General features: G+C 73.0%; 16 protein-coding genes. 12 read left to right on the forward strand and 4 right to left on the reverse strand.

Annotated elements, in window-relative coordinates:
* Nucleotides 1–56 precede the first annotated feature (56 nt).
* The 9 genes from ABD883_RS10230 to ABD883_RS10270 all read left to right on the forward strand — a co-directional run bounded on the left by ABD883_RS10230 (nt 57) and on the right by ABD883_RS10270 (nt 7,772).
* On the forward strand, nt 57–776 hold the full coding sequence (locus ABD883_RS10230; RefSeq protein WP_247423120.1) for a TenA family protein: 720 nt from the start codon (nt 57–59) through the stop codon (nt 774–776).
* Between the two features lie 126 nt (nt 777–902).
* On the forward strand, nt 903–1,397 hold the full coding sequence (locus tag ABD883_RS10235) for a hypothetical protein (protein WP_345031880.1): 495 nt from the start codon (nt 903–905) through the stop codon (nt 1,395–1,397).
* 45 nt (nt 1,398–1,442) lie between these two features.
* On the forward strand, nt 1,443–2,576 hold the full coding sequence (locus ABD883_RS10240; RefSeq protein WP_265808312.1) for a GuaB3 family IMP dehydrogenase-related protein: 1,134 nt from the start codon (nt 1,443–1,445) through the stop codon (nt 2,574–2,576).
* Between the two features lie 3 nt (nt 2,577–2,579).
* A complete protein-coding gene (locus tag ABD883_RS10245; protein WP_247423112.1) occupies nt 2,580–3,533 on the forward strand; it encodes an SURF1 family protein in 954 nt (317 codons plus the stop codon).
* Nucleotides 3,526–3,960, forward strand: coding sequence for a DUF3817 domain-containing protein (locus tag ABD883_RS10250; RefSeq protein WP_247423110.1), 435 nt, complete (start codon nt 3,526–3,528; stop codon nt 3,958–3,960). Before ABD883_RS10245 ends, ABD883_RS10250 begins: the two co-directional genes overlap by 8 nt.
* 19 nt (nt 3,961–3,979) lie before the next feature.
* Nucleotides 3,980–5,632 (forward strand): glutamine-hydrolyzing GMP synthase, encoded by a 1,653-nt coding sequence (guaA, locus tag ABD883_RS10255; RefSeq protein ID WP_345031885.1) that lies wholly within the window; start codon nt 3,980–3,982, stop codon nt 5,630–5,632.
* Between the two features lie 162 nt (nt 5,633–5,794).
* Nucleotides 5,795–6,409, forward strand: coding sequence for a biotin transporter BioY (locus ABD883_RS10260; RefSeq protein ID WP_265808311.1), 615 nt, complete (start codon nt 5,795–5,797; stop codon nt 6,407–6,409).
* On the forward strand, nt 6,406–7,143 hold the full coding sequence (locus ABD883_RS10265; protein ID WP_345031887.1) for an energy-coupling factor ABC transporter ATP-binding protein: 738 nt from the start codon (nt 6,406–6,408) through the stop codon (nt 7,141–7,143). Before ABD883_RS10260 ends, ABD883_RS10265 begins: the two co-directional genes overlap by 4 nt.
* Nucleotides 7,140–7,772 carry an energy-coupling factor transporter transmembrane component T family protein gene (locus ABD883_RS10270; protein WP_345031889.1) on the forward strand — a complete coding sequence of 211 codons (633 nt, stop codon included), beginning with the start codon at nt 7,140–7,142 and terminating at the stop codon, nt 7,770–7,772. The genes ABD883_RS10265 and ABD883_RS10270 overlap by 4 nt, the downstream gene beginning before the upstream one ends.
* 210 nt (nt 7,773–7,982) lie before the next feature.
* Here the strand turns inward: ABD883_RS10270 and ABD883_RS10275 are convergent, their stop codons facing one another.
* Both ABD883_RS10275 and ABD883_RS10280 read right to left on the reverse strand, forming a co-directional pair.
* Nucleotides 7,983–8,699 (reverse strand): AAA family ATPase, encoded by a 717-nt coding sequence (locus ABD883_RS10275; RefSeq protein ID WP_345031891.1) that lies wholly within the window; start codon nt 8,697–8,699, stop codon nt 7,983–7,985.
* Nucleotides 8,700–8,979: 280 nt separating this feature from the next.
* The gene (locus ABD883_RS10280; RefSeq protein ID WP_247423099.1) at nt 8,980–10,155 is read right to left on the reverse strand and encodes a glycosyltransferase family 4 protein; all 1,176 of its coding nucleotides are present in this window, start codon (nt 10,153–10,155) and stop codon (nt 8,980–8,982) included.
* A 295-nt stretch (nt 10,156–10,450) separates the two neighbouring features.
* Between ABD883_RS10280 and ABD883_RS10285 the strand changes: the two genes are divergently transcribed.
* The 3 genes from ABD883_RS10285 to ABD883_RS10295 all read left to right on the forward strand — a co-directional run bounded on the left by ABD883_RS10285 (nt 10,451) and on the right by ABD883_RS10295 (nt 14,456).
* The gene (locus ABD883_RS10285) at nt 10,451–11,095 is read left to right on the forward strand and encodes a LemA family protein (protein WP_345031895.1); all 645 of its coding nucleotides are present in this window, start codon (nt 10,451–10,453) and stop codon (nt 11,093–11,095) included.
* Nucleotides 11,092–11,940 carry a tRNA pseudouridine(38-40) synthase TruA gene (gene truA / locus ABD883_RS10290; protein ID WP_345031897.1) on the forward strand — a complete coding sequence of 283 codons (849 nt, stop codon included), beginning with the start codon at nt 11,092–11,094 and terminating at the stop codon, nt 11,938–11,940. The genes ABD883_RS10285 and truA overlap by 4 nt, the downstream gene beginning before the upstream one ends.
* 191 nt (nt 11,941–12,131) lie before the next feature.
* Nucleotides 12,132–14,456, forward strand: coding sequence for a bifunctional metallophosphatase/5'-nucleotidase (locus ABD883_RS10295; protein ID WP_345031899.1), 2,325 nt, complete (start codon nt 12,132–12,134; stop codon nt 14,454–14,456).
* A 408-nt stretch (nt 14,457–14,864) separates the two neighbouring features.
* Here the strand turns inward: ABD883_RS10295 and ABD883_RS10300 are convergent, their stop codons facing one another.
* Nucleotides 14,865–17,075 (reverse strand): hypothetical protein, encoded by a 2,211-nt coding sequence (locus ABD883_RS10300; protein ID WP_345031901.1) that lies wholly within the window; start codon nt 17,073–17,075, stop codon nt 14,865–14,867.
* Nucleotides 17,072–19,711, reverse strand: a complete 2,640-nt coding sequence (locus ABD883_RS10305) for a hypothetical protein (protein WP_345031903.1) — start codon at nt 19,709–19,711, stop codon at nt 17,072–17,074. The genes ABD883_RS10300 and ABD883_RS10305 overlap by 4 nt, the downstream gene beginning before the upstream one ends.
* Between the last annotated feature and the right edge of the window lie 12 nt (nt 19,712–19,723).

A 19,723-nucleotide genomic window follows, 5' to 3' on the forward strand; every position in this document is an offset into this window, starting at 1 on the left:
ACGCCCGCCACCGGCACCGCCGCCGGTGATGCCGCACACCATCAGGAGACGCACCGATGACCCGCACCTACCACTCCGGCCCGCACTCGCAGGAGGTCTGGGACTCCGCAGCCGACACCCTGCGCGCGATCGAGGACCTGCCGTTCCTCGCCGAGCTCGCCGCCGGCACGCTCGACGCCCGGGTGTTCACCCACTACATCCTCCAGGACGAGATCTACCTCGCCGGCTACGCGAAGGCGATGACGATCCTCGCCTCGAGGGCCGCCACCCAGGAGCAGACCCGCTTCTGGGCCGAGGCCGCCGGACTCGCCGTCCATGAGGAGCAGCTCATGCACGCCCAGCTGCTCGGCGCAGACCGCCTGGGCCCGCACGTCACCGCGCTCACCGACGGCACCGGCGTGCCCACCGCCTCGCCGACCACCCTGGGCTACACCTCCTACCTCATCGCACAGGCCGCGACCGCGCCCTACGAGGTCGGGGTCGCGGCCGTGCTCCCGTGCTTCTGGGTCTACGCCCACATGGGCAAGGTCCTCACTGCGCGCGTCGGGGAGGGGATGGGCGAGCACCCCTACCGGGAGTGGATCGAGACCTACGACTCCCCGGAGTTCGACTCCTCCGTCGACCGGGCCGTCGCGATCTACGAAGACCTGGCCCGGTCCGCCGGTCCCGAGGTGCGCGCTGCGATGGCCGCCGCGTTCCGCCAGGCGACCGTGTACGAATGGCACTTCTGGGCCGCCGCCCACGTCCGCGAGAGCTGGGATGCGCCCCGCTGCTGAGGGGTGCAGCGATCCCGCGGTCGCCGAGGGGCCCCGTCGCCACTCGGCGGCCGCGCACGCCTCCGTGTTCCCGAACGGTGACAGCGCGGTCACGTGTGCAACCCCGGGGTGCGACAGGGTGGAACCATGATCTGGATCGCCCGCATCACCGCCACCGCCGCACTGCTCATCCAGCTCGCCGCGGTCCCGCTCCCGGTGCTCCGCTACCCGAACCGCGACTTCGCCGGCAGCGACTTCGGCCTCGCCGAGGCGGCCGTCGCCTCGTCCGGCGGCCTCCTCCTCATCCCCGGGTTCCTCCTCACCGTGGCCTGCGCCGTCCTCGCGTGGTTCGGCCTGCGCTCCCGAGCCTGGGGGTGGCTCGCGGGGACCGCGAGCCTGATGCTCATCTTCGGCGCGATCTCCACGGTGTCGGCGGCGGACCAGTTCGTCATCATGTGGGACGGATTCGACGAGGAGCACGGCCTGCCGATCGGCGGCATGGAGGTCCCCGAGCCGAGCTGGGGCCTCGCGCTCATCGGGCTCGCCGCGGTCGCGCTCGCGATCGGCGCGATCATCCGCCTGCTCGCCCACCCGGGGAAGGCCGCCGGCCGGACCCCGCGGGGCCGGTCGGCCTCGACCTGAGCAGGCGCTGGAAGCCGTGTCCGGGCCCTGGGATACCCTGGAAGGGTGAGCAACGAAATCGAGATCGGCAGAGGCAAACGGGGCCGCAGGGCCTTCTCACTCGACGACATCGCCGTCGTCCCGGCACGGCGCACGCGTGACCCCAGGGACGTCTCCCTCGAGTGGCAGATCGACGCCTACCGCTTCGACCTCCCCTTCATCAGCGCCCCCATGGACTCGGTCGCCTCGCCGGCCACCGCGATCGCCCTCGGGCGGCTCGGCGGGCTCGGCGTGCTCGACCTCGAGGGCCTGTGGACCCGCTACGAGGACCCGCAGCCCCACCTCGACGAGATCGCCGCGCTCCCGGCGGACCGCGCCACCGCGCGCATGCAGGAGATCTACTCCGCCCCGATCCGCGCGGAGCTCATCACCGCCCGCCTCGCGGAGATCCGCGAGGCCGGGGTCACCGTCGCCGGCGCCCTGACCCCGCAGCGCACGCAGGAGTTCTGGCGCACCGTCGTCGACGCCGGGGTGGACCTCTTCGTCATCCGCGGCACCACGGTGTCCGCCGAGCACGTGTCGACGAACACCGAGCCGCTCGACCTCAAGCGCTTCATCTACGAGCTCGACGTCCCCGTGATCGTCGGCGGGGCCGCGACCTACACCGCCTCCCTCCACCTCATGCGCACCGGCGCGGCCGGCGTGCTCGTCGGGTTCGGCGGGGGAGCGGCGGCCACCACGCGCCGCACGCTCGGCATCCACGCCCCCATGGCCTCGGCGATCGCGGACGTCCACGCCGCCCGCCGCGACTACATGGACGAGTCCGGCGGCCGCTACGTCCACGTCATCGCCGACGGCGGCCTGGACACCTCGGGAGACATCGTCAAGGCCTTCGCGATGGGTGCCGACGCCGTCATGCTCGGCACCGCGCTCGCCCGCGCCGCGGAGGCGCCGGGCGGCGGATTCCACTGGGGTGCGGAGGCGCACCACTCCCAGCTGCCGCGCGGCCACCGCGTCGAGGTCGGCAGCGTCGCCCCGCTCGAACAGCTCCTGTTCGGCCCCGGCACCACCGCGAACGGCGAGGTCAACCTCGCCGGCGCCCTGCGTCGGGCGATGGCGACCACCGGCTACCTCGATCTCAAGGAGTTCCAGCGGGTCGACGTCGTCGTCTCCCCGTACCAGCCGCAATCGGAGATGTGACCGGTGCTGCGTCTGGCCCTGACCCCGCGCTGGCTGGGGTTCCTCGCCCTGGTGCTCGTGCTCGTCACGGCCTTCGTCGGCCTGTCCGCCTGGCAGGTCAACCGCGCGCAGCACAAGAACGAGGTCCTCTCCGCGCAGGACGTCGACGAGGTCAAGGACTTCAACTCCGTCATGGCCGCCCAAGTGCCGCTGCCGTCCTTCCGGCTCGACCAGCGGGTGGAGCTGAGCGGGCACTATCTGCCCGAGGCCCAGGTCGTCGTCCCGGACCGGCTGCTCGACGGCGCCGACGGCTTCTGGGTCGTCACGATGTTCGTCCCCGACGGCGCCCGGCTCGGTGAGGAGGCAGTCGTCGAAGGCGAGCCGGACAAGGACATCGCCGTCCCCGTGCTCCGCGGCTGGACCGCGGACGAGCAGACCGCCATGGAGTCCCGGGCGAGCTCCGGGGAGACGACGATCGTCGGCCGGATCGGTCCCGTCGACGCCCCGCAGGACACCCGGGACCTGCCCGCCGGCCAGGTGCGCACCGTCTCCACCTCGCAGCTCGTCAACGCCTTCGATGTCTACTCCTACTCCGGCATCGTGTTCCCCGAACAGGACACCGGCCCCGGTGCCTCCGCCGCCACCGGTGGCCTCGACCTCGTGACCCTGGAGAAGCAGGAGGACGGCGGCCTCGATCTGCAGAGCGCCGCCTATGCCGTCGAATGGCTCGTGTTCGCCGCCTTCGCCCTCTACATCTGGTGGCGGCTGCTCCGCGACGCCTACGTCACCCAGCGCGCTCGCGCCGCCGAGGCCGGGCCGGTGGAGTACGTCGTCGTCAAGGCCGCGGGCGAATCCGAGCTCCGCCCCGAACGCACCGCCGCCGCTTCGGGGCCTGCCGCACCCGGCCCCACCCATTCCGGCCGCGGTACTCCCACCGCACCGCACCCGAATCCGAAGGACACGACCCGTGGTGACTGACCCGCAAGACGCCCGCCCGGACTTCGACGAGGACGCCGTCTGGACCGTCAAGCGCTTCACCTCGGCGCGCAGCGCGCTGCGGTTCTACCGCGTGATGGCATTCATCACCGGCACGCTGCTCCTCGTCCTCACCGTGGAGATGATCTACAAGTACCTCATCGCCGCGGACCCGGAGACCGCGCTGATGTTCGGCGGCTTCAACCTCGCCGCGGCGATCGCGATCAGCCACGGCTGGTGCTACGTCGTCTACCTCATCTCCTGCTTCTGGCTCAACCAGCAGATGCGCTGGACCCTCGGTCGGCTCCTCGTGCTCGCGCTCGCCGGGGTGGTGCCGGTGATGTCCTTCATCGTCGAGCGCCGGGTCCACCGGCAGGCCGAGCAGGAGCTCGACGACGCCGTCGTCGTCGCTCCCCGCGGCGAATTCTGACCTCCCTGCCCCGGATAGGATGACCCCCATGACCCCCACTCCTCAGAGCACACCTGCGCCCGCGTCGGAGACCACCTCGCCCGGTGCGGCGGGCACGCCGGCCGTCACCGCGGTGCCGCCCGTCCTCGTCGTCGACTTCGGCGCTCAGTACGCCCAGCTCATCGCCCGCCGCATCCGCGAGGCCGGCCTCTATTCCGAGGTCATCCCGCACTCGGCGAGCGCGGCGGAGTTCGCCGCGCGCAAGCCGCTGGCCATCGTGCTGTCCGGCGGGCCCTCCTCGGTCAACGAGCCGGGTGCCCCGGCGCTCGACCTCGGCGTGTTCGACCTCGGCGTGCCGATCTTCGGCATCTGCTACGGCTTCCAGATCATGGCGACCTCGCTCGGCGGTGCGGTCGCGCGCACCGACAAGCGCGAGTACGGCTCCACCCCGCTGACCGTGACCCAGCCCGGTGCGCTGCTCGCCGGGCAGCCGGGGGAGCAGACCGTGTGGATGTCCCACGGCGACTCCGTGTCCCGCGCGCCGGAGGGATTCACCGTGCTCGCCACCACGCCGGGCACCGAGATCGCGGCCTTCGAGGACCGGGCGCGCCGGTGCGCAGGCGTCCAGTGGCACCCCGAGGTGCTCCACAGCGAGCACGGTCAGCAGGTGCTCGAGACCTTCCTCCGCGACATCGCCGGGCTCAGCACCGACTGGACCTCAGAGAGCGTCATCGCCGAGCAGGTCGCCCGGATCCGGGAGCAGGTGGGCGACAAGCAGGTGATCTGCGGACTGTCCGGCGGGGTCGACTCCGCGGTCGCCGCCGCGCTCGTGCACGAGGCCGTGGGCGACCAGCTCACCTGCGTGTTCGTCGACCACGGGCTGCTGCGCCAGGACGAGCGCAAGCAGGTCGAGGAGGACTACGTGCAGTCCACCGGCGTGCGGCTCGTCACCGTCGACGCCGTCGACACCTTCCTCGGTGCGCTCGCCGGGGTGAGCGACCCGGAGGAGAAGCGCAAGATCATCGGCCGGGAGTTCATCCGTGCCTTCGAGGGCGCGGCCGCGGACCTCGTCGCCGAGGCCGCCGAGGGCGCGGGGGAGGCCATCGAGTTCCTCGTCCAGGGCACCCTGTACCCCGATGTCGTCGAATCCGGCGGGGGCTCGGGCACGGCGAACATCAAGAGCCACCACAACGTCGGCGGCCTGCCCGACGACCTCACCTTCGCTCTCGTCGAACCGCTGCGTGCGCTGTTCAAGGACGAGGTGCGCGCGATCGGCCGCGAGCTCGGCCTGCCCGAGGTCATCGTCTCGCGCCAGCCCTTCCCGGGTCCCGGCCTGGCGATCCGGATCATCGGCGAGGTCACCGAGGAGCGCCTCGACATCCTCCGCCGCGCCGACGCGATCGCCCGCGCGGAACTCACCGCCGCCGGTCTCGACGCGGAGATCTGGCAGTGCCCGGTCGTGCTCCTCGCCGACGTCCGCTCCGTGGGCGTGCAGGGCGACGGCCGCACCTACGGCCATCCCGTGGTGCTGCGCCCGGTGTCGAGCGAGGACGCGATGACCGCGGACTGGACACGCGTGCCCTACGACACGCTCGCCCGGATCTCGAACCGGATCACCAACGAGGTCGACGAGATCAACCGCGTCGTCCTCGACGTCACCTCGAAGCCCCCGGGCACCATCGAGTGGGAGTGAGCGGACTCCGCTGAGCTGCGACCGGCGGCCGAGGCTCAGAACCTCCGGGGCCGAGCGGGAGCCCCGGGCGGCCGGTGGAAGGGCCGGGAGTGGCCGGAATACTCTCCTGAACACTGTTCAGGTACGCTGTTCCGAGACCAGCGTCCGAACAGGAGAACCTTCATGCCCGACACCACCACCGCACCCGCCCCGAGCTCCGGCACCGCCCAGCGCGGCTGGCGCGCCGCCGACCTCGCCCTCGTCGCGGTGTTCGCCGCGCTCGTCGCCGTGTTCGCCGCCCTGCCCCCGATCCCGGTCGGCGGCGCGGGCGTGCCGATCACCCTGCAGACCCTCGCGCTCGCCCTGTGCGGCCTGTGCCTGGGCCCGCTGCGCGGGTTCGCGGCGGCCTCGCTCTACGTCGTGCTCGGCCTCGTCGGACTGCCGATCTTCTCCGGGTTCTCCGGCGGCCTCGGCGTGCTCGCCGGACCGTCGGCCGGCTACATCGTCGCCTTCCCGTTCTTCGCCCTCGGCTGCGGGCTCGTCGCGAAGTTCGCGCTCGCCCGGCTGCGCGGCCCGAAGCTGTGGCTCGTCCTCAGCCTCGGCGCACTCCTCGTGAGCTTCCTCGTCGTCCACCCGCTCGGAATCCTCGGGATGTCGCTCAACCTCGGCGTCGGACTGCCGGAGGCGCTCGTCTTCGACATGCCGTTCTGGCCCGGGGACGTCGTGAAGAACCTCGTCGCCGGAGGGCTCGCCGCCACCGTGCACCGGGCCTTCCCGCAGCTCCTCGGACGCCGGTGATCGCACTCGACGCGGTGGGTGTCGGCGTCCGGGACACGGGCGCCGACTCCCGCACGCCGGTCCACCGGCAGATCCTCCACGACATCACCCTGCGCCTCGACGCGCCGGTGGTGAGCATCATCGGGGCGAACGGCTCCGGCAAGTCGACGCTGCTCCAGCTCCTCAACGGCCTCGTCCTGCCGGACACCGGCCGGGTGCGCGTCGACGGCCTCGACCCGGTGACCCACGGGCCCGAGGTGCGCCGCCGCGTGGGCTTCGTGTTCACCGACCCCGCCGCCCAGCTCGTCATGCCCACCGTCATCGAGGACGTCGAGCTCTCCCTGCGCCGCACCGTGCGCAGGCCCGGCCCGCGACGGGAGCGGGCGCTGGCCGTGCTCGCCGAGCTCGGGGTGGCCGAGCTCGCGCGGCGCAGCGTCTACGAGCTCTCCGGCGGTCAGCGGCAGCTCGTCGCGCTCGCCTCCGTCCTCGCCGTCGACCCGCAGATCCTCGTGCTCGACGAACCGACCACCCTGCTCGACCTGCGCAACCGCGAGCTGCTGCGCGACACCCTGCGCGGGCTCGTCGCCCGGCGCGGGATGCGCCTCGTCGTCTCCACCCACGACCTCGAGGTCGCCGCCGACGCCGCGCACACCGTGCTCATCGACGACGGCCGGGTCGCCGCCGAAGGGCCGCCCGCCGAGGTCATCGCCGAGTACCGCAGGCGCGCCGCGGGCGAGCGCGGAGTCCGTCCGTGAGACGCCGGCAGCAGTTCCTCGGCCGGTACCTGCCCGGCGACGGGTGGCTGCACCGCACCCCGGCCGGAGCGAAGTTCGCCGGCCTGGCCGCGCTCAGCCTCGTCGTGCTGCTCGCCCGCAGTCCGTGGGTGAGCCTCGCCTCGCTCGGCCTCGTGCTCCTTCTCGGGACGAGCGCGCGGATCCCGCTGCGGGAGCTCGTGTCGCCGGTGCGGCGGGTGTGGCTCATCGTCGCGTTCATCGTCGTGTTCCACCTCGTCTTCTCCGACCCCGTCACGGCGCTGCGGGTGGTGTCGACGATCCTCGCCTGCGTGCTCGCCGCGGGCCTCCTCATGCTCACCACCCCGGTGGCGGTCCTGCTCGCGGTGTTCGCCGCGCTCGCCCGGCCTCTGCGCCTCCTCGGCGTCGACCCCGACCGGGTGGCGCTCACCGCCGCCCTCATGGTCCGCAGCCTGGCCTACCTCGCCGACCTCACCGCGGTGACCGGGGACTCCGCGCGCGCCCGCGGCCTCGAGCGCAATCTGCGCGCCCGCACGGTGCCGGTGCTGCTCGGCGCGGTGAAGTACGCCACCGACACCGGCCGCGCGCTCGACGCCCGCGGCCTCGGCGACCCCGACCCCGAACGCCCCTGACGCACCAGACGCCCCTGAAGCACCAGACGCCCCTGACGCAGCCGAAGCCCATTCATCCGCAGCAGCCTCATCGACCTGCCGTTTCTGCTCGATCGCCACGTCGACCTGCCGTTTCTACTCGAGATCCGGGCCGCAGATCGAGCACAAGTGACAGCTCGATGGATGGGCCGAGCACACGTGACAGCTCGATGGGTTCGGTCGATGCGACGCTCAATCGATGTGGCGGAGGAAGCGCTCGGGGCCGTCGAGGAACAGCCGCCAGTCCTGCACGAGCCGCAGGTCGTCGTAGCTGCTCGCGTGCAGCCCCCACTCGCCGACCTCGTAGAGCCGTGCCCCGGGGAGCGCGGCGAGGATCGGCGAGTGCGTCGACAGGATCACCTGGGAGCCCGCGGCGACCGCTTCGCGCAGCACGCCGATGAGGGCGAGGCAGCTGGGCAGCGACAGCGCCGACTCCGGCTCGTCGAGGAGCCACAGCCCGGCGATCGACGCACGGCTGGTGATGTAGTCGAGGAACGACTCGCCGTGGCTCTGCTCGTGGAGTCCCGCGTCCCCGCCGCCGAGCGACTCGAGGTACGTGAAGTGGCTGTGCATGGTCTCCGCGCGGAGGAACACTCCGCGCTTCGAGGCGCCGGCGCCGCGCACGAGCTGGAGGTGCTCGGCCAGGGGCGACTCCGTGGGGCGGCTGGCGTGGCGGGCGGAGTGCGTGCCGCCCTCGGGGTTGAGCCCGAAGGCGCCGGCGATCGCCTCGACGAGCGTCGACTTGCCGGCCCCGTTGTCGCCGACGAGCACGGTCACGGGCCCGAGGTCGAGGCCCTCGTCGAGGAGCTGCCGCACCGGGGCGAGGGTCGCCGGCCACACCGTGCGCGCGAGCGGAGCGCGGCGGTGCTCCTCGATGCGGCGGACCGGCAGCCGGCTGAACTCCTCCATGCCCCCACTGTCGCACGCCGCACGGACGCACGCTGCACGAACGTGCACCGGAGGCGCCGGCCGCCGTGCAGACCCTGCGTACGGCCGTCGACCTGTCACTGCTGCTCGAGAACACCTCGAGGAATCGAGCGTGCGTGACAGTTCGACGGGGAGATCGAGCAGAGGCGACAGCTCGGCGCGGCTCCGACTCGACGGCCCGCGGCGGCTCGAGCTCAACCCACGCGCCTGCTCAACCAACGCGCCTGCTCAGTCCATGCTCCGGCTCAGCCCATGCTCCGGCTCAGCCCACGCGCTCCTGGGCCCAGCGGGGCGCACCGGAGTACGAGCGGCCGATGACCTGCGGCGCCGGGTTCTCGATCGCATGTGCGTAGTGGCCCACGAGCTGGGAGCACACGCTCTTCCACGTCCGGCCGAGCACCGTCGCCCGCGCGGTGGCTCCGAACGCCAACCGCTTCGACTCGTCGCCGGTGAGGTCGCGCACGTGGTCGCGCATCGCGGCGAGGTCGCCGGGCTCGTACAGCCAGCCGGTGCGCGAGAAGTCGACGAGGTCGAGCGGGCCGCCGCGGGCCGGCGCGACGACCGGCACGGCCGAGGCCATCGCCTCCTGGATCGTCTGGCAGAAGGTCTCGAGCTCGCCGGGGGACACCATGACGTCGAAGCCGGCGACGGCCTGGGCGAGTGCGTCCCCGCCGAGGAACCCGGTGAAGTGCGCCGCGGGCAGGAGCTGTTCGAGGCGGCGGCGCTGCGGTCCCTCGCCGACGACGACGAGCCGGATGCCGGGCAGGTCGGCGAGCGCGCGGAGGTCCTCGACCTGCTTCTCCGCGGCGAGCCGGCCGACGAACCCGACGATCTTCTCCCCGCCCGGCGCCATGCGGGCGCGCCACTGCGCGCACCGGTGCGTGGGGTCGAACCGGGTGGAGTCCACCCCGCGCGCCCACAGGCGGATGTTGTCGACGCCGTGGTCCTCGAGCTGGGCGACGGTGTAGGTCGACGGGGCGAGGGTGAGCGAGGAGTGCTGATGGATGTTGCGGACGTGGTTCCACAGCATCGCCTCGATCCCGCGCATGCCGTAGCGCGCGGCGTAGGCGGGCACCTCGGTCTGGTAGACCGCGACGGAAGGCAGCCCGAGGTCCTGGCAGGCGAGCGCGGCCCGCCAGCCGAGGACGAACGGCGAGGCGAGGTGCACGACATCGGGTTCGAAGTCCTCGAGCAGGCGGCGGATCCGGGGCACTCCGCCCGGCGCCACCCGGACCTTGCGGTACTTCGGCATCGCGAAGGACGGCACCCGCACCACACGGGCCCCGGCGACGGAGCGGGGGCGGTCATGGCGGGACCCGGGGGAGATGACGAGCACCTCGTCCCCGCGCTCGGCGAGGTGGTCGAGGACGCGCAGCAGACTGTGCGTGACCCCGTTCATCTGGGGCAGGAACGATTCAGCGGCGATAGCGACTCTCACATTCCCCGACCCTCGCAGGGCTCAGTGACCGGCAGCGCCCCCGCGGGTGACGCGTCGACCAATCCGAGACGACATCCTGGGGCCGAACCGACCTCCAGGTGGCCGGCGCATGCTGCGCAGATGGCCGAATGTCCTCCCCGTGCTGCCCGAACGACGTCCGGGAGGACAGGGAGTGAACCGGGGGTAAACTGGCGCTCGGCGGAGCAGAACGACCGGTCCGCCCGGGTCCGCAGGGTGACGACCGTGCGGCACCCGTCGAGCACGACCATGAGGAAGCACTGCAGTGGATTGGGTGATGATCACGGTCGCCGTCGCGGGTCTCGCGGCGGCGGGCTCGGTGCTGGTGCGGCTGCTGCTGCGGTACAACCAGCTCAGCCTCGCGGCCGACCTGTGCGCCGAGGGGCGCCGTCAGCTCACCGCCGACATCGCCGACCGGCACATCCTCATCCCGCCCTTCGTCGAGGCGACCCGCTCGCGCCTCGGGGACGTTCCCGCACTCGACGAGCTCACCACCGCGTTCGCGACCGCCCGCCGCAGCCTCGACGCCGGCGAGTGCGACCGGATCGGTGCCGCCGAGGAAGCCCTCACCGAGGCCACCGCCGGGCTGGCCGCAGCCGTGCACGCCGAGCTCCGCGGAACCGCCGCCCCGCCCCCGGGTTCGCAGGAGGAGTCCGTGACGGAGACCCTGCGCTACCTCTACAGCCAGATCATCGCGATCGAGGGCAGGATCGCTGCCGCCGCCCGCTACTACAATCGCAACGTGGACCGCTTTCACGAACGCCGCGCCCTCCCGCTGTCCGCCCCGCTCCGCGGCTTCTTCCGCCCCTGCGAGCCCATCCGCTACTCCGACCTCACCCTCGACCCGCTCGACTCCTCCGAGGACGCGCTGCGGGTGATCGACGAGGACTACCGGCCCGGTCGGCTCAGCGAGGAGCTGTGACCCGGTTCCGGGTCGAGCTCGGGTACCGCGGCACCGAATTCCACGGCTGGGCGACCCAGCCGGGCCTGCGCACGGTGCAGGGCAGCCTCGAGGCTGCGCTCGCCACCGTCTGCGGGGAGCCCGTCCGCACCGTCGTCGCCGGGCGCACCGATGCCGGGGTCCACGCCCGCCGCCAGACCGTCCACCTCGACCTCACGGACCCCGCGCTCGTGCGCCTCCGGGGCCGCTCCGACCGGCCCACCGGGGTCGCGCTCGCCAGCCGGCTGCGCGGCGCGCTGCGACACCTCGCCTGCCCCGACGTCGTCGTCCACACCGCGGCCGAGGTGCCCGCCGACTTCGATGCCCGGTTCGCCGCGACCTGGCGCGCCTACACCTACCGGCTGGCCGACGACCGCTCCTTCCACGACCCGCTCGCACTCGACACCACCGTCGCCCATCGCGGCACTCTCGACGAGGCCGCGATGGCCCGGGCGGCCGCGGAGCTGCTCGGCCTCCACGACTTCCTCCCGTTCTGCCGGCCGCGCCCGGACGCGACGACGGTGCGCACGCTCCTCGCCCTCGACCTGGCGCGCGACTCGGACGGGGTGATCGTCATCGGCCTGCGCGCCGACGCGTTCTGCCACCACATGGTGCGCGCGCTCGTCGGCGGACTCGTCAAGGTCGGCTCCGGGTCCTGGCCGGAGACCCGGCCGGCGGAGCTCCTCGCGCGAGCCGATGCCGGGCAGACCGACCTCGGCCCGATGTTCGTCATGCCCCCGCACGGCCTCGTCCTCGAGGAGGTCGGCTACCCGCCGGCCGAGGAATGGGCCGCCCGGGCCGAACGCACCCGCGCGCGTCGCACCTGACCGCCGGTTCTGCCCGGCCCACGTCTGCCGGTCCAGCGCTATGCGTGCCGACATCCGATCCTCCGTGTTTCATGTGCAATTCATACAGTTTTTCCGATCGCCCGGCCGGATGTGGGGCAGAGTGGATGCAGACCTGACGTTCGTTCGCCCGTGTGCCACCGCGCGGGCCGGATACCGGAAGCAGACACCACATGACCAGACGCATCACCGCTCGGCTCGCGGTCGGCACCGCCGCGGCCGCCGGCCTCGTCCTGCCGCTCGGAGCAGTCCCCGTGCTCGCAGAGGCACCCGCCGGCACGCAGATCCAGCTCCTCGGCATCACCGATTTCCACGGCCGCCTCGACAGCACCGGCGCGAACGTCGCCTCGGTCGTCGAGCGCGAGCGGGCCGCCCACGCGGACATCGGGACCGCGCTGCTGTCGACCGGCGACAACATCGGCGCCTCGACCTACGAGTCGTCCTCCCAGCAGGACACCCCGACGCTCGAGTTCCTCAACGCGATCGGCCTCGACGCGACCGCGACCGGCAACCACGAGTACGACCGCGGGATCGACGACCTCACCGGCCGCGTGAGCGACACCGCGGACTTCCCGCACCTCGCTGCGAACGTCTACACCGAGGGCACGCAGGACGTGGCCCCGGGCCTCGAGTCCCACACGATGCTCGACGTCGAGGGCGTGCGCGTGGCGGTCATCGGCGTCGTCACCGAGGACACCGAGTCCCTCGTCAGCCCCGACGGGATCGCCGGACTCGACTTCGGCGACCCGACCGCCGCCGTCGACCGCGTGGCCGGCGAGCTCGAGGAGCTGCCGGAGGCCGAGCGCCCCGACCTCACCGTCGTGCAGGCGCACCTCGGCCCGAGCGACACCTCGTCCCTCGATGCGGCCGTCGCCTCGAACTCCGAGTTCGGCACGCTCGCCACCGAGGGCCACGAGTCGGTCGACGCGATGTTCTTCGGCCACTCCCACACCGATTTCGCGTTCGAGGCGCCCGTGCCCGGCACCGAGCGCACCCGCCCGCTGCTCCAGTCCGGCTACTACGGCGAGGCGGTCGGACAGCTCGTCCTCACCTCGACCGGGGACGGCACCTGGACCGTCGACACGCAGGAGATCCTGCCCACCGAGGACGTCACCCACGACTCCCCGGTCGTCGATGAGGCCCAGCGGATCATCGACGAGGCCGTCGCGAAGTCGAAGGAGATCGGCTCCGAAGTCGCCGGCTCCATCACCGAGGACATCACCCGCGCCTTCACCGAGGAGGGCCGTGAGGACCGCGGTGCGGAGTCGACGCTCGGCAACCTCGTCGCCGACGCACTCGCCCAGGGCACCGGGTACTCGCAGCTCGCCCCGGCCGACTTCGGCATCACCAACCCCGGCGGCCTGCGGACCGACCTCAAATGCGACGATCAGTTCGGCAGCGAGGAGCGCTGCGAGGTCACCGTCGGCGAGCTCAACCAAGTGCTGCCCTTCGCCAACGACCACGGCGTCGTGACGCTCACGGGCGCAGACGTCATCGGCCTGTTCGAGGAGCAGTGGCAGCCCGAGGGCGCCTCGCGTCCGTTCCTCCACCTCGGCATCTCCGATGAGCTCGACGTGGTCTACGACTCCGAGGCGCCCCGCGGCGAGCGGGTGCTCTCGGTGCTGGTCGACGGCGAGGAGATCGATCCGAACGCGGAGTACCGCGTCGCGACGCTGAGCTTCCTCGCCGCCGGCGGCGACAACTTCACCTCGTTCGCCAACGGCACCTTCGAGCAGTCGGGACTCACCGACTTCGAGCTGTGGGAGCGCTACTTCAACGAGAACTCACCGATCGGCCCGGACACCGACGAGCGTCAGGCCGACGCCGCGCTCGACATCGTGCACAACGGCACCGCGGAGGTCGGCATCAGCTACTCCGATGACGACTCCGGTGAGTACGTCATCGAGTCGACGAACACCGAGGCTGTCGAAGGGCCGTTCCTCATCACCCTGTCCCTGCCCGAGGGCGTGACCGCCGACTTCGGCGAGCGCGCCGGCGAGCAGCCGAACACCGCGCTCGTCACCGAGCTCCCGGCGGGCGCGGAGATCCCGTTCTCGCTGAGCGGGGGAGAGCCGGGCGAGCACACCTTCACCGCACGGATCACCGCCGACCCGGCGTCGGAGTGGTGGGACGACAACCCGATGCCGCTCGTCCACTCGGCCGAGGCCGCCTACCGGGTGACCGAGGACGACGCCCCCGGTGACGACGACAACGGCAGCGACGACGGGAACGAGGACGACGGGAACGACGACGGGGGCGAGAGCCCGCGGCCGAGCGACCCGGCTCCCGGCCCCGGCGGCGACGACGACCGCGGTGACGGCGGCAACGGCGGCGACGACGGCCGCGGCGGTCAGGACGACGACGGTCGCGACGACCGCGCCGACGGATCGCTGCCCCGCACCGGATCCGAGATCGCCGGCGCGCTCGCCGCAGCGCTCGTGCTCCTCATCGCAGGATCGGCAGCCGTCGTGGCAGTGCGGAGGAAGACCGCACAGTGATCCGCACCGGCTGATCCGGCTCGGTTGATCCGGTCCGGCTGAACGGCACAGGCTGATCCAGCTGAACGGCCCGGCTGCACAGCGCAGGCCGACGGCCGCGTGCGTCAGCTGTACGCCGGCCACCGAACCGGGCACTGCAGTTCCGGCCCCCTCCCGACCCACACGGTCGGGAGGGGGCCGGAGTCGTTCGGCGATGGAGCTCGCCCGGACCGCCCGCGCGATCCGGCCCAACCCCCGAGCCTCGGCGCTGCTCACCTTGGCGATGCAGCCGTTCCTGCTCGGGGCGCTCACATGGCGATGCGGGTGTTTCTGCTCCGGGCGGCTGAATTCAGTCGCATCGGGGCCGACCGACCGGAGAGACAGGTGCAGTTTGCAGAAAGAGTTGCATCGGCGGGGGAAAGGCCGAGGTCAGTGCTCCTCGCGCCCGCCGGATCGTTCGGTGCGGATCGCTTCCGCCTCGGCCTGGCCGACGAGGTGGGCGAACGCGGGGATGATGAAGAGGATGCCGACGGCCGGCACGACGATGCCGGAGTCGTTGATCACCGTACCCACCGCCAGGAGCACCGCGAGCGAGGCCATCGCGGCGCGCATCATCGGATACCGCCGGTACAGCTCGGGCAGATGCGGGACGGAGACGCGGCGCGGGCTGAGGATCACCCAGAACACCCCGGCGATGATCACCGGCAGCAGCAGCGTCATCCAGCTCTGCGTGAGGATGTCGATGTTCATCCCGATCTTGCGCATGAGCACCGCGCCGGCCTCCCCGCTGAGGATCGAGTCGAAGAACCGGCCGAAGTGTGTGCGCTGCTCGGCCGGCCGCAGCCAGTCGAGCACGAGCACGAGCAGCATGGCGAGCCCGGCCGCCCCGGTGATGAGGAGCAGCCGCTTGATCGACAGGCGGACCCCGGCGGCGGCGAGGGCGAGCACCGCGAGGCCGATGATGAGCGTGGGCACGGAGCCGAACTTCGTCCCCAGACCGGGGGTGGCGAGCAGGATGCAGGCGGCGAGCGTCGTGACGAGCACCGTCGTCAGCCGCACCCAGCGATTGCCGATCGCCTGGCACACGACGCCGAGGAGGAACACGAGCGCGGTGCAGAACAGCGCGAGCGCGGAGTTGCCGATGCCGTAGAAGCGCGAGGCGATGAGCAGCGGCTCCCCGAGCAGCGTCGACATCTGCAGGGGCGATCCGGCGATGACGTCGGCGGCGAGGACGAGCACGGTGGCGGCGGCGATGACGGTGATCGGACCGAGCACCCGGTGCCGCCACGGCCCCAGCAGCCCGAGGAGCGTGAGCGCGAGCGCCCAGCCGGCGAGCGCGGCGAGCATCGCGACGTCCGGGCTCGTCGAGCGCTCCCAGGGGACGAGGTTGACGAGGTAGGTCGACACCGGCAGCGCCGCGAAGAACAGGCCCAGGCCGCGCAGCGGGCCCCGCACCCGATCCATGTCGCGCCGGCCCACGAGCACCGCGATGACGAGGAGCACAGCGAGGATCGACGCCATGACCGGGAAGAACCACACCGACAGTGCGGCCTGCGTGGCCACTGCGACCTGCCGGTCGAGCATCTGCTGGTACCGGGCGGGCGCCTCGGCGTCGGATCCGGTCTCCTCGAGCGGGGCACCGGCGAAGTTGCGCTCCGGCACGGCCGGGGCGTGGCGGACCAGGGTGGGGAGGATGTCGGTGGTCTGCACGAGGCCGGGCTGCTGGGTCGAGGTCGAGGTGAGCACACCGGAGTCGTGGAAGGGGCCGACGACGGCGGAGAACTGCATCGCGCTCGACTCGGACCAGCCGTCGGAGATCGAGGCGACGATGAGCGTGGGGGCGCCGTCGGCGGGGCGGGCACCGGGCTCGGGGGTGTGGGCGAGCGCCTCGCGCACCTCGCCGATCTGCGCATCGAGCGCGATGAGCGAGTACCCGGGCTCCTGGGTGTTGCCGAGGTCGAGCACAATGAGCGGGTGCTCCGCGGCGGATTCCCCGACCTGTGCGGCGAGGTCCTCGGATACCGGGGCGTAGGAATCGACCCGGCCGTCGGCGCCGGCGGCGGCGATCGCCGCGCCCGGGCCGATCGCGTGGACGTCCGCGATCGCCTCGTGCAGGGTGCCGAGCGGGGCGTCGTAGTTGTCCTGCTCGGCCTGGAGGCGGTAGACGGCCCAGTCGGGCACCCACGACTCGACGGGCTCGCCGGGGTCGCGGCAGATGCGGTGGGCCTCGTCGGCTGCGCGCCGCCCCGAGCCGATCGCCAGCCAGCCGTCGACCGGGCAGCTCGTCGAGCGGACGCTGCGCGGCGTCATCGTGCCGATCGCGCCGTCCTCGACGAGCGACCACAGGTGCGGGGTGAGGTACGGGTCGATCTGTTCGAAGGTCAGGCCGCTCACCCCGACGAACACCGTCGGTCCGGCGACGACCGGGGGGATCGCGTGCGCGGGCGTCCCACCGAGCGCGGACCCGGCCGATGCCGACCCCGGGACTCCGGCTGTCGAGGCAGCGGATCCCTGGGCCCCGGCTGCTGAGGCAGCGGCACCGATGGGCACCGAGGGCCCGGAGCTCGGGACGGCGGCCCACGGCATCCCGGTGACGAGCGCGCAGGTGGCGAGGAGGACGAGGAGCAGGCGACGGATCATGCGCGTCCCCCCGAGGCACCCTGCGAGCCGGAGCCCGAGGTGCCCCGCAGGCCGGCAGTGCCGGCGGCACCCGCCGGCCCGCCGCCCGCATCTTCGGCACCCGCGGGCCCGGCACCCGCAGGCCCGGCGCCCGCCGCGCGACGGGCCTCACCGGCCTGACCGTCCTCCCGGCCCCGGCCCGGCACGGTGTCGGCGCACAGCGCGAGGAGCAGCGGGAGGAACATCATCGCGCCGGTGGCCGGGACCGCGATGCCCGAATCGGTGATCGCCCCGCCCACCGCGAGTCCGACGGCGACGGCCAGGAAGCCGGCGTGCAGCGTGGGGTCCGCGAGCACCTCGGGAAGCCGCCCCGCCCAGGGCCGGGTGAGGCGGCGGGTGGGGGCGAACCGGGCGAGGTAGGCGAGGAAGAACAGGATCGCGACGACCGCGAGCGGCACGATGACCGCCAGCGCGGGGTTGATGACCATGATGTTGAGGTTCGCCGCGAGCTTCCGGCCGATCACCGTGAACAGCTGGCCGTCGAGAATCTGACCGAAGAAGGCGCCGAAGTGGGAGCGCGCCGCTGGGGGCCGCAGGTAGTCGAGGACGGCGATGCCGAGGATCGCGGCGAGCGACACCGCGCCGATGAGGGCGAGGCGCCACAGGTTGAGGCGGATCCCGAGGAGCAGCGCGAGGAGGACGAGGAAGCCGGCGAGCGTGGCGATCGTCCCGCCGAACTTCGCCCCCCACGCCGGATTGCCGAGCGTGGCGACCGAGGCGAGTCCGACGAGCGCGACGAGCGCGATCGCCCAGCCGCGCCGGCCGCGTGCGAGCAGCCGGCGGGAGACGATCGCCAGGCCGAGGAACACCGCGACGATGAAGAGCGCCGCGCCCTGGTTGCCGAGCCCGTAGAAGCGCCCGGCGACGATCGGGTTGTAGCCCATGAGCGCGTTGAACTGGAGCGCGGAGCCGAGCGCGATGTCGACGGCGAGCACGACCGCGGTGGTGACGGACACCGCGGCGACCCGCCCGGCGAAGGTGCGCCGCCACGGGCCGGCGACGGCGATCGCGAGGAGCGCGGCGGACCCGGCGAGCACCGCCAGGCCGAGCCCGGCGGCCGGTGATCCGAAGCGCGCCCAGGGGAGCAGCCCGGCGAGGAACGAGCCCATGGGGATCACCGCGAGGCCGAGTCCCACCCAGCCGAGGATCCGGTGCACGCGCGCGCTGCCCGCTCGGCCCAGGCGTTCGTGGAGGGTGACGAGGAGCAGCCCTCCGAGAGCGAAGAACAGGAGGTAGTGGAGGACGTCGAGGAGCACGGAGAAGGTCTGCGCGTGCTCGTGGACCGTGGCCGCCTCCGCCGCCGAGGCGCGCAGGGTGTCGAGGCGCTCGGCCGCTGATCCCTCGCCGGGTGCGACGCTCCAGGCGGCGTCGGCGGCCTCCGGCGGGGCCGCCTGACCGGCCACCCGGGTGAGGGCGGCCGAGGCGACGTCGCTGAGCTGGGCGGTGCCGGACTGGCGGGTCGAGGAGCTCGTGAGGATGCCGGCCTCGTAGCTCGGGCCGGCGGCGAGCAGCGCGCGCAGCCGGGAGGGGCTCGAGGTGTCGCCCACCCCGGCGATGACGACGTCGGTGGTCTCGAGGTCGATGTCCTCGAGGTACATGCCGATCCGCTGGTCGATGCGCGCGAGCTGGCTCGCCCCGTCGAGCGCGGTCTCCTGCGGGATCCAGCCGGGGTCACCGACCGCGCCGACGTCGATGAGCGTGAGCACGCAGCCCTCGAGCGGGGTGCCGCCGGGCCCCCAGCGCTCGACCGTGCCCTCCGGCCCGGCGACGGCGTACCCGGCGCCGCGGCCGATCGCCTGCGTGCACCCGCCGGAGTCGCGCACCTGGGCCGCGAGCGCGCCGAGGTCGGCGGTGTAGCCGGAGGCGGCGTTGACGGTGGCGATGCGGTCGAACTCCGGGATCACCGCGTCCTCGACGGGCGCCTCGGGCTCGGTGAGGGCGAGCGGGTCCGGGGAGCTGGAGTCCTCCGCCGCGGCGAGGGCGTCGGCGGCCACCGGGGTGCGGATCTCCGGGCAGGCGGCCGCCGGCCGGGGCGGGACCCGGACGTAGTTCGTCGGCTGGGCCTTCGCCTCGGGCGCCAGCGTGGGCTCGGGCTCATCGGGCTCGACGACGGGGTAGCCGGCCGGTCCGGGCGGCGGAGGGAGCGGCTCGGCCTCCTCGGCGGCCACATCGGGCAGGTCGACGGCACCTGCGCGGGCGCCGGAGCCCAGGGTGAGCCAGCCCGAGGCGGGGCAGGTCGCGGCGGCGAGGCTGCGGACGCTGAGGTTGGCGAGCGCGGCGTCCTCGGCGAAGGCCGCGAGCTGCGGGGTCGCCTCGGGATCGATGTCGTCGAAGGTCAGGCCGGAGGCGCCGATGATGACGAGGGACTCAGCAGCAGGAGCGGCCGCGGGGCCGGACCCCGGCGTATCGGAGGCGGGGGAGGCGCCCTCGCTCGCGCCTGACCCCGGGGCGGCGCCCGAGGCCTGGGCCGCCCCGGGAGAGCCGAGGAGCGCGGCGGCGGCGATGAGCAGCGCGAGCAGCGTCGCGAGAAGTGCCCGCCGGGGTCGGGTGCCGACGCTCCGGCGGGCACCGGGGGAGCTCCTCGGCAGTGTCCGCATCACCTGTCGATT

The sequence above is a fragment of the Brevibacterium pityocampae genome (assembly GCF_039541555.1).
Taxonomy (GTDB): Bacteria; Actinomycetota; Actinomycetes; order Actinomycetales; family Brevibacteriaceae; genus Brevibacterium; species Brevibacterium pityocampae.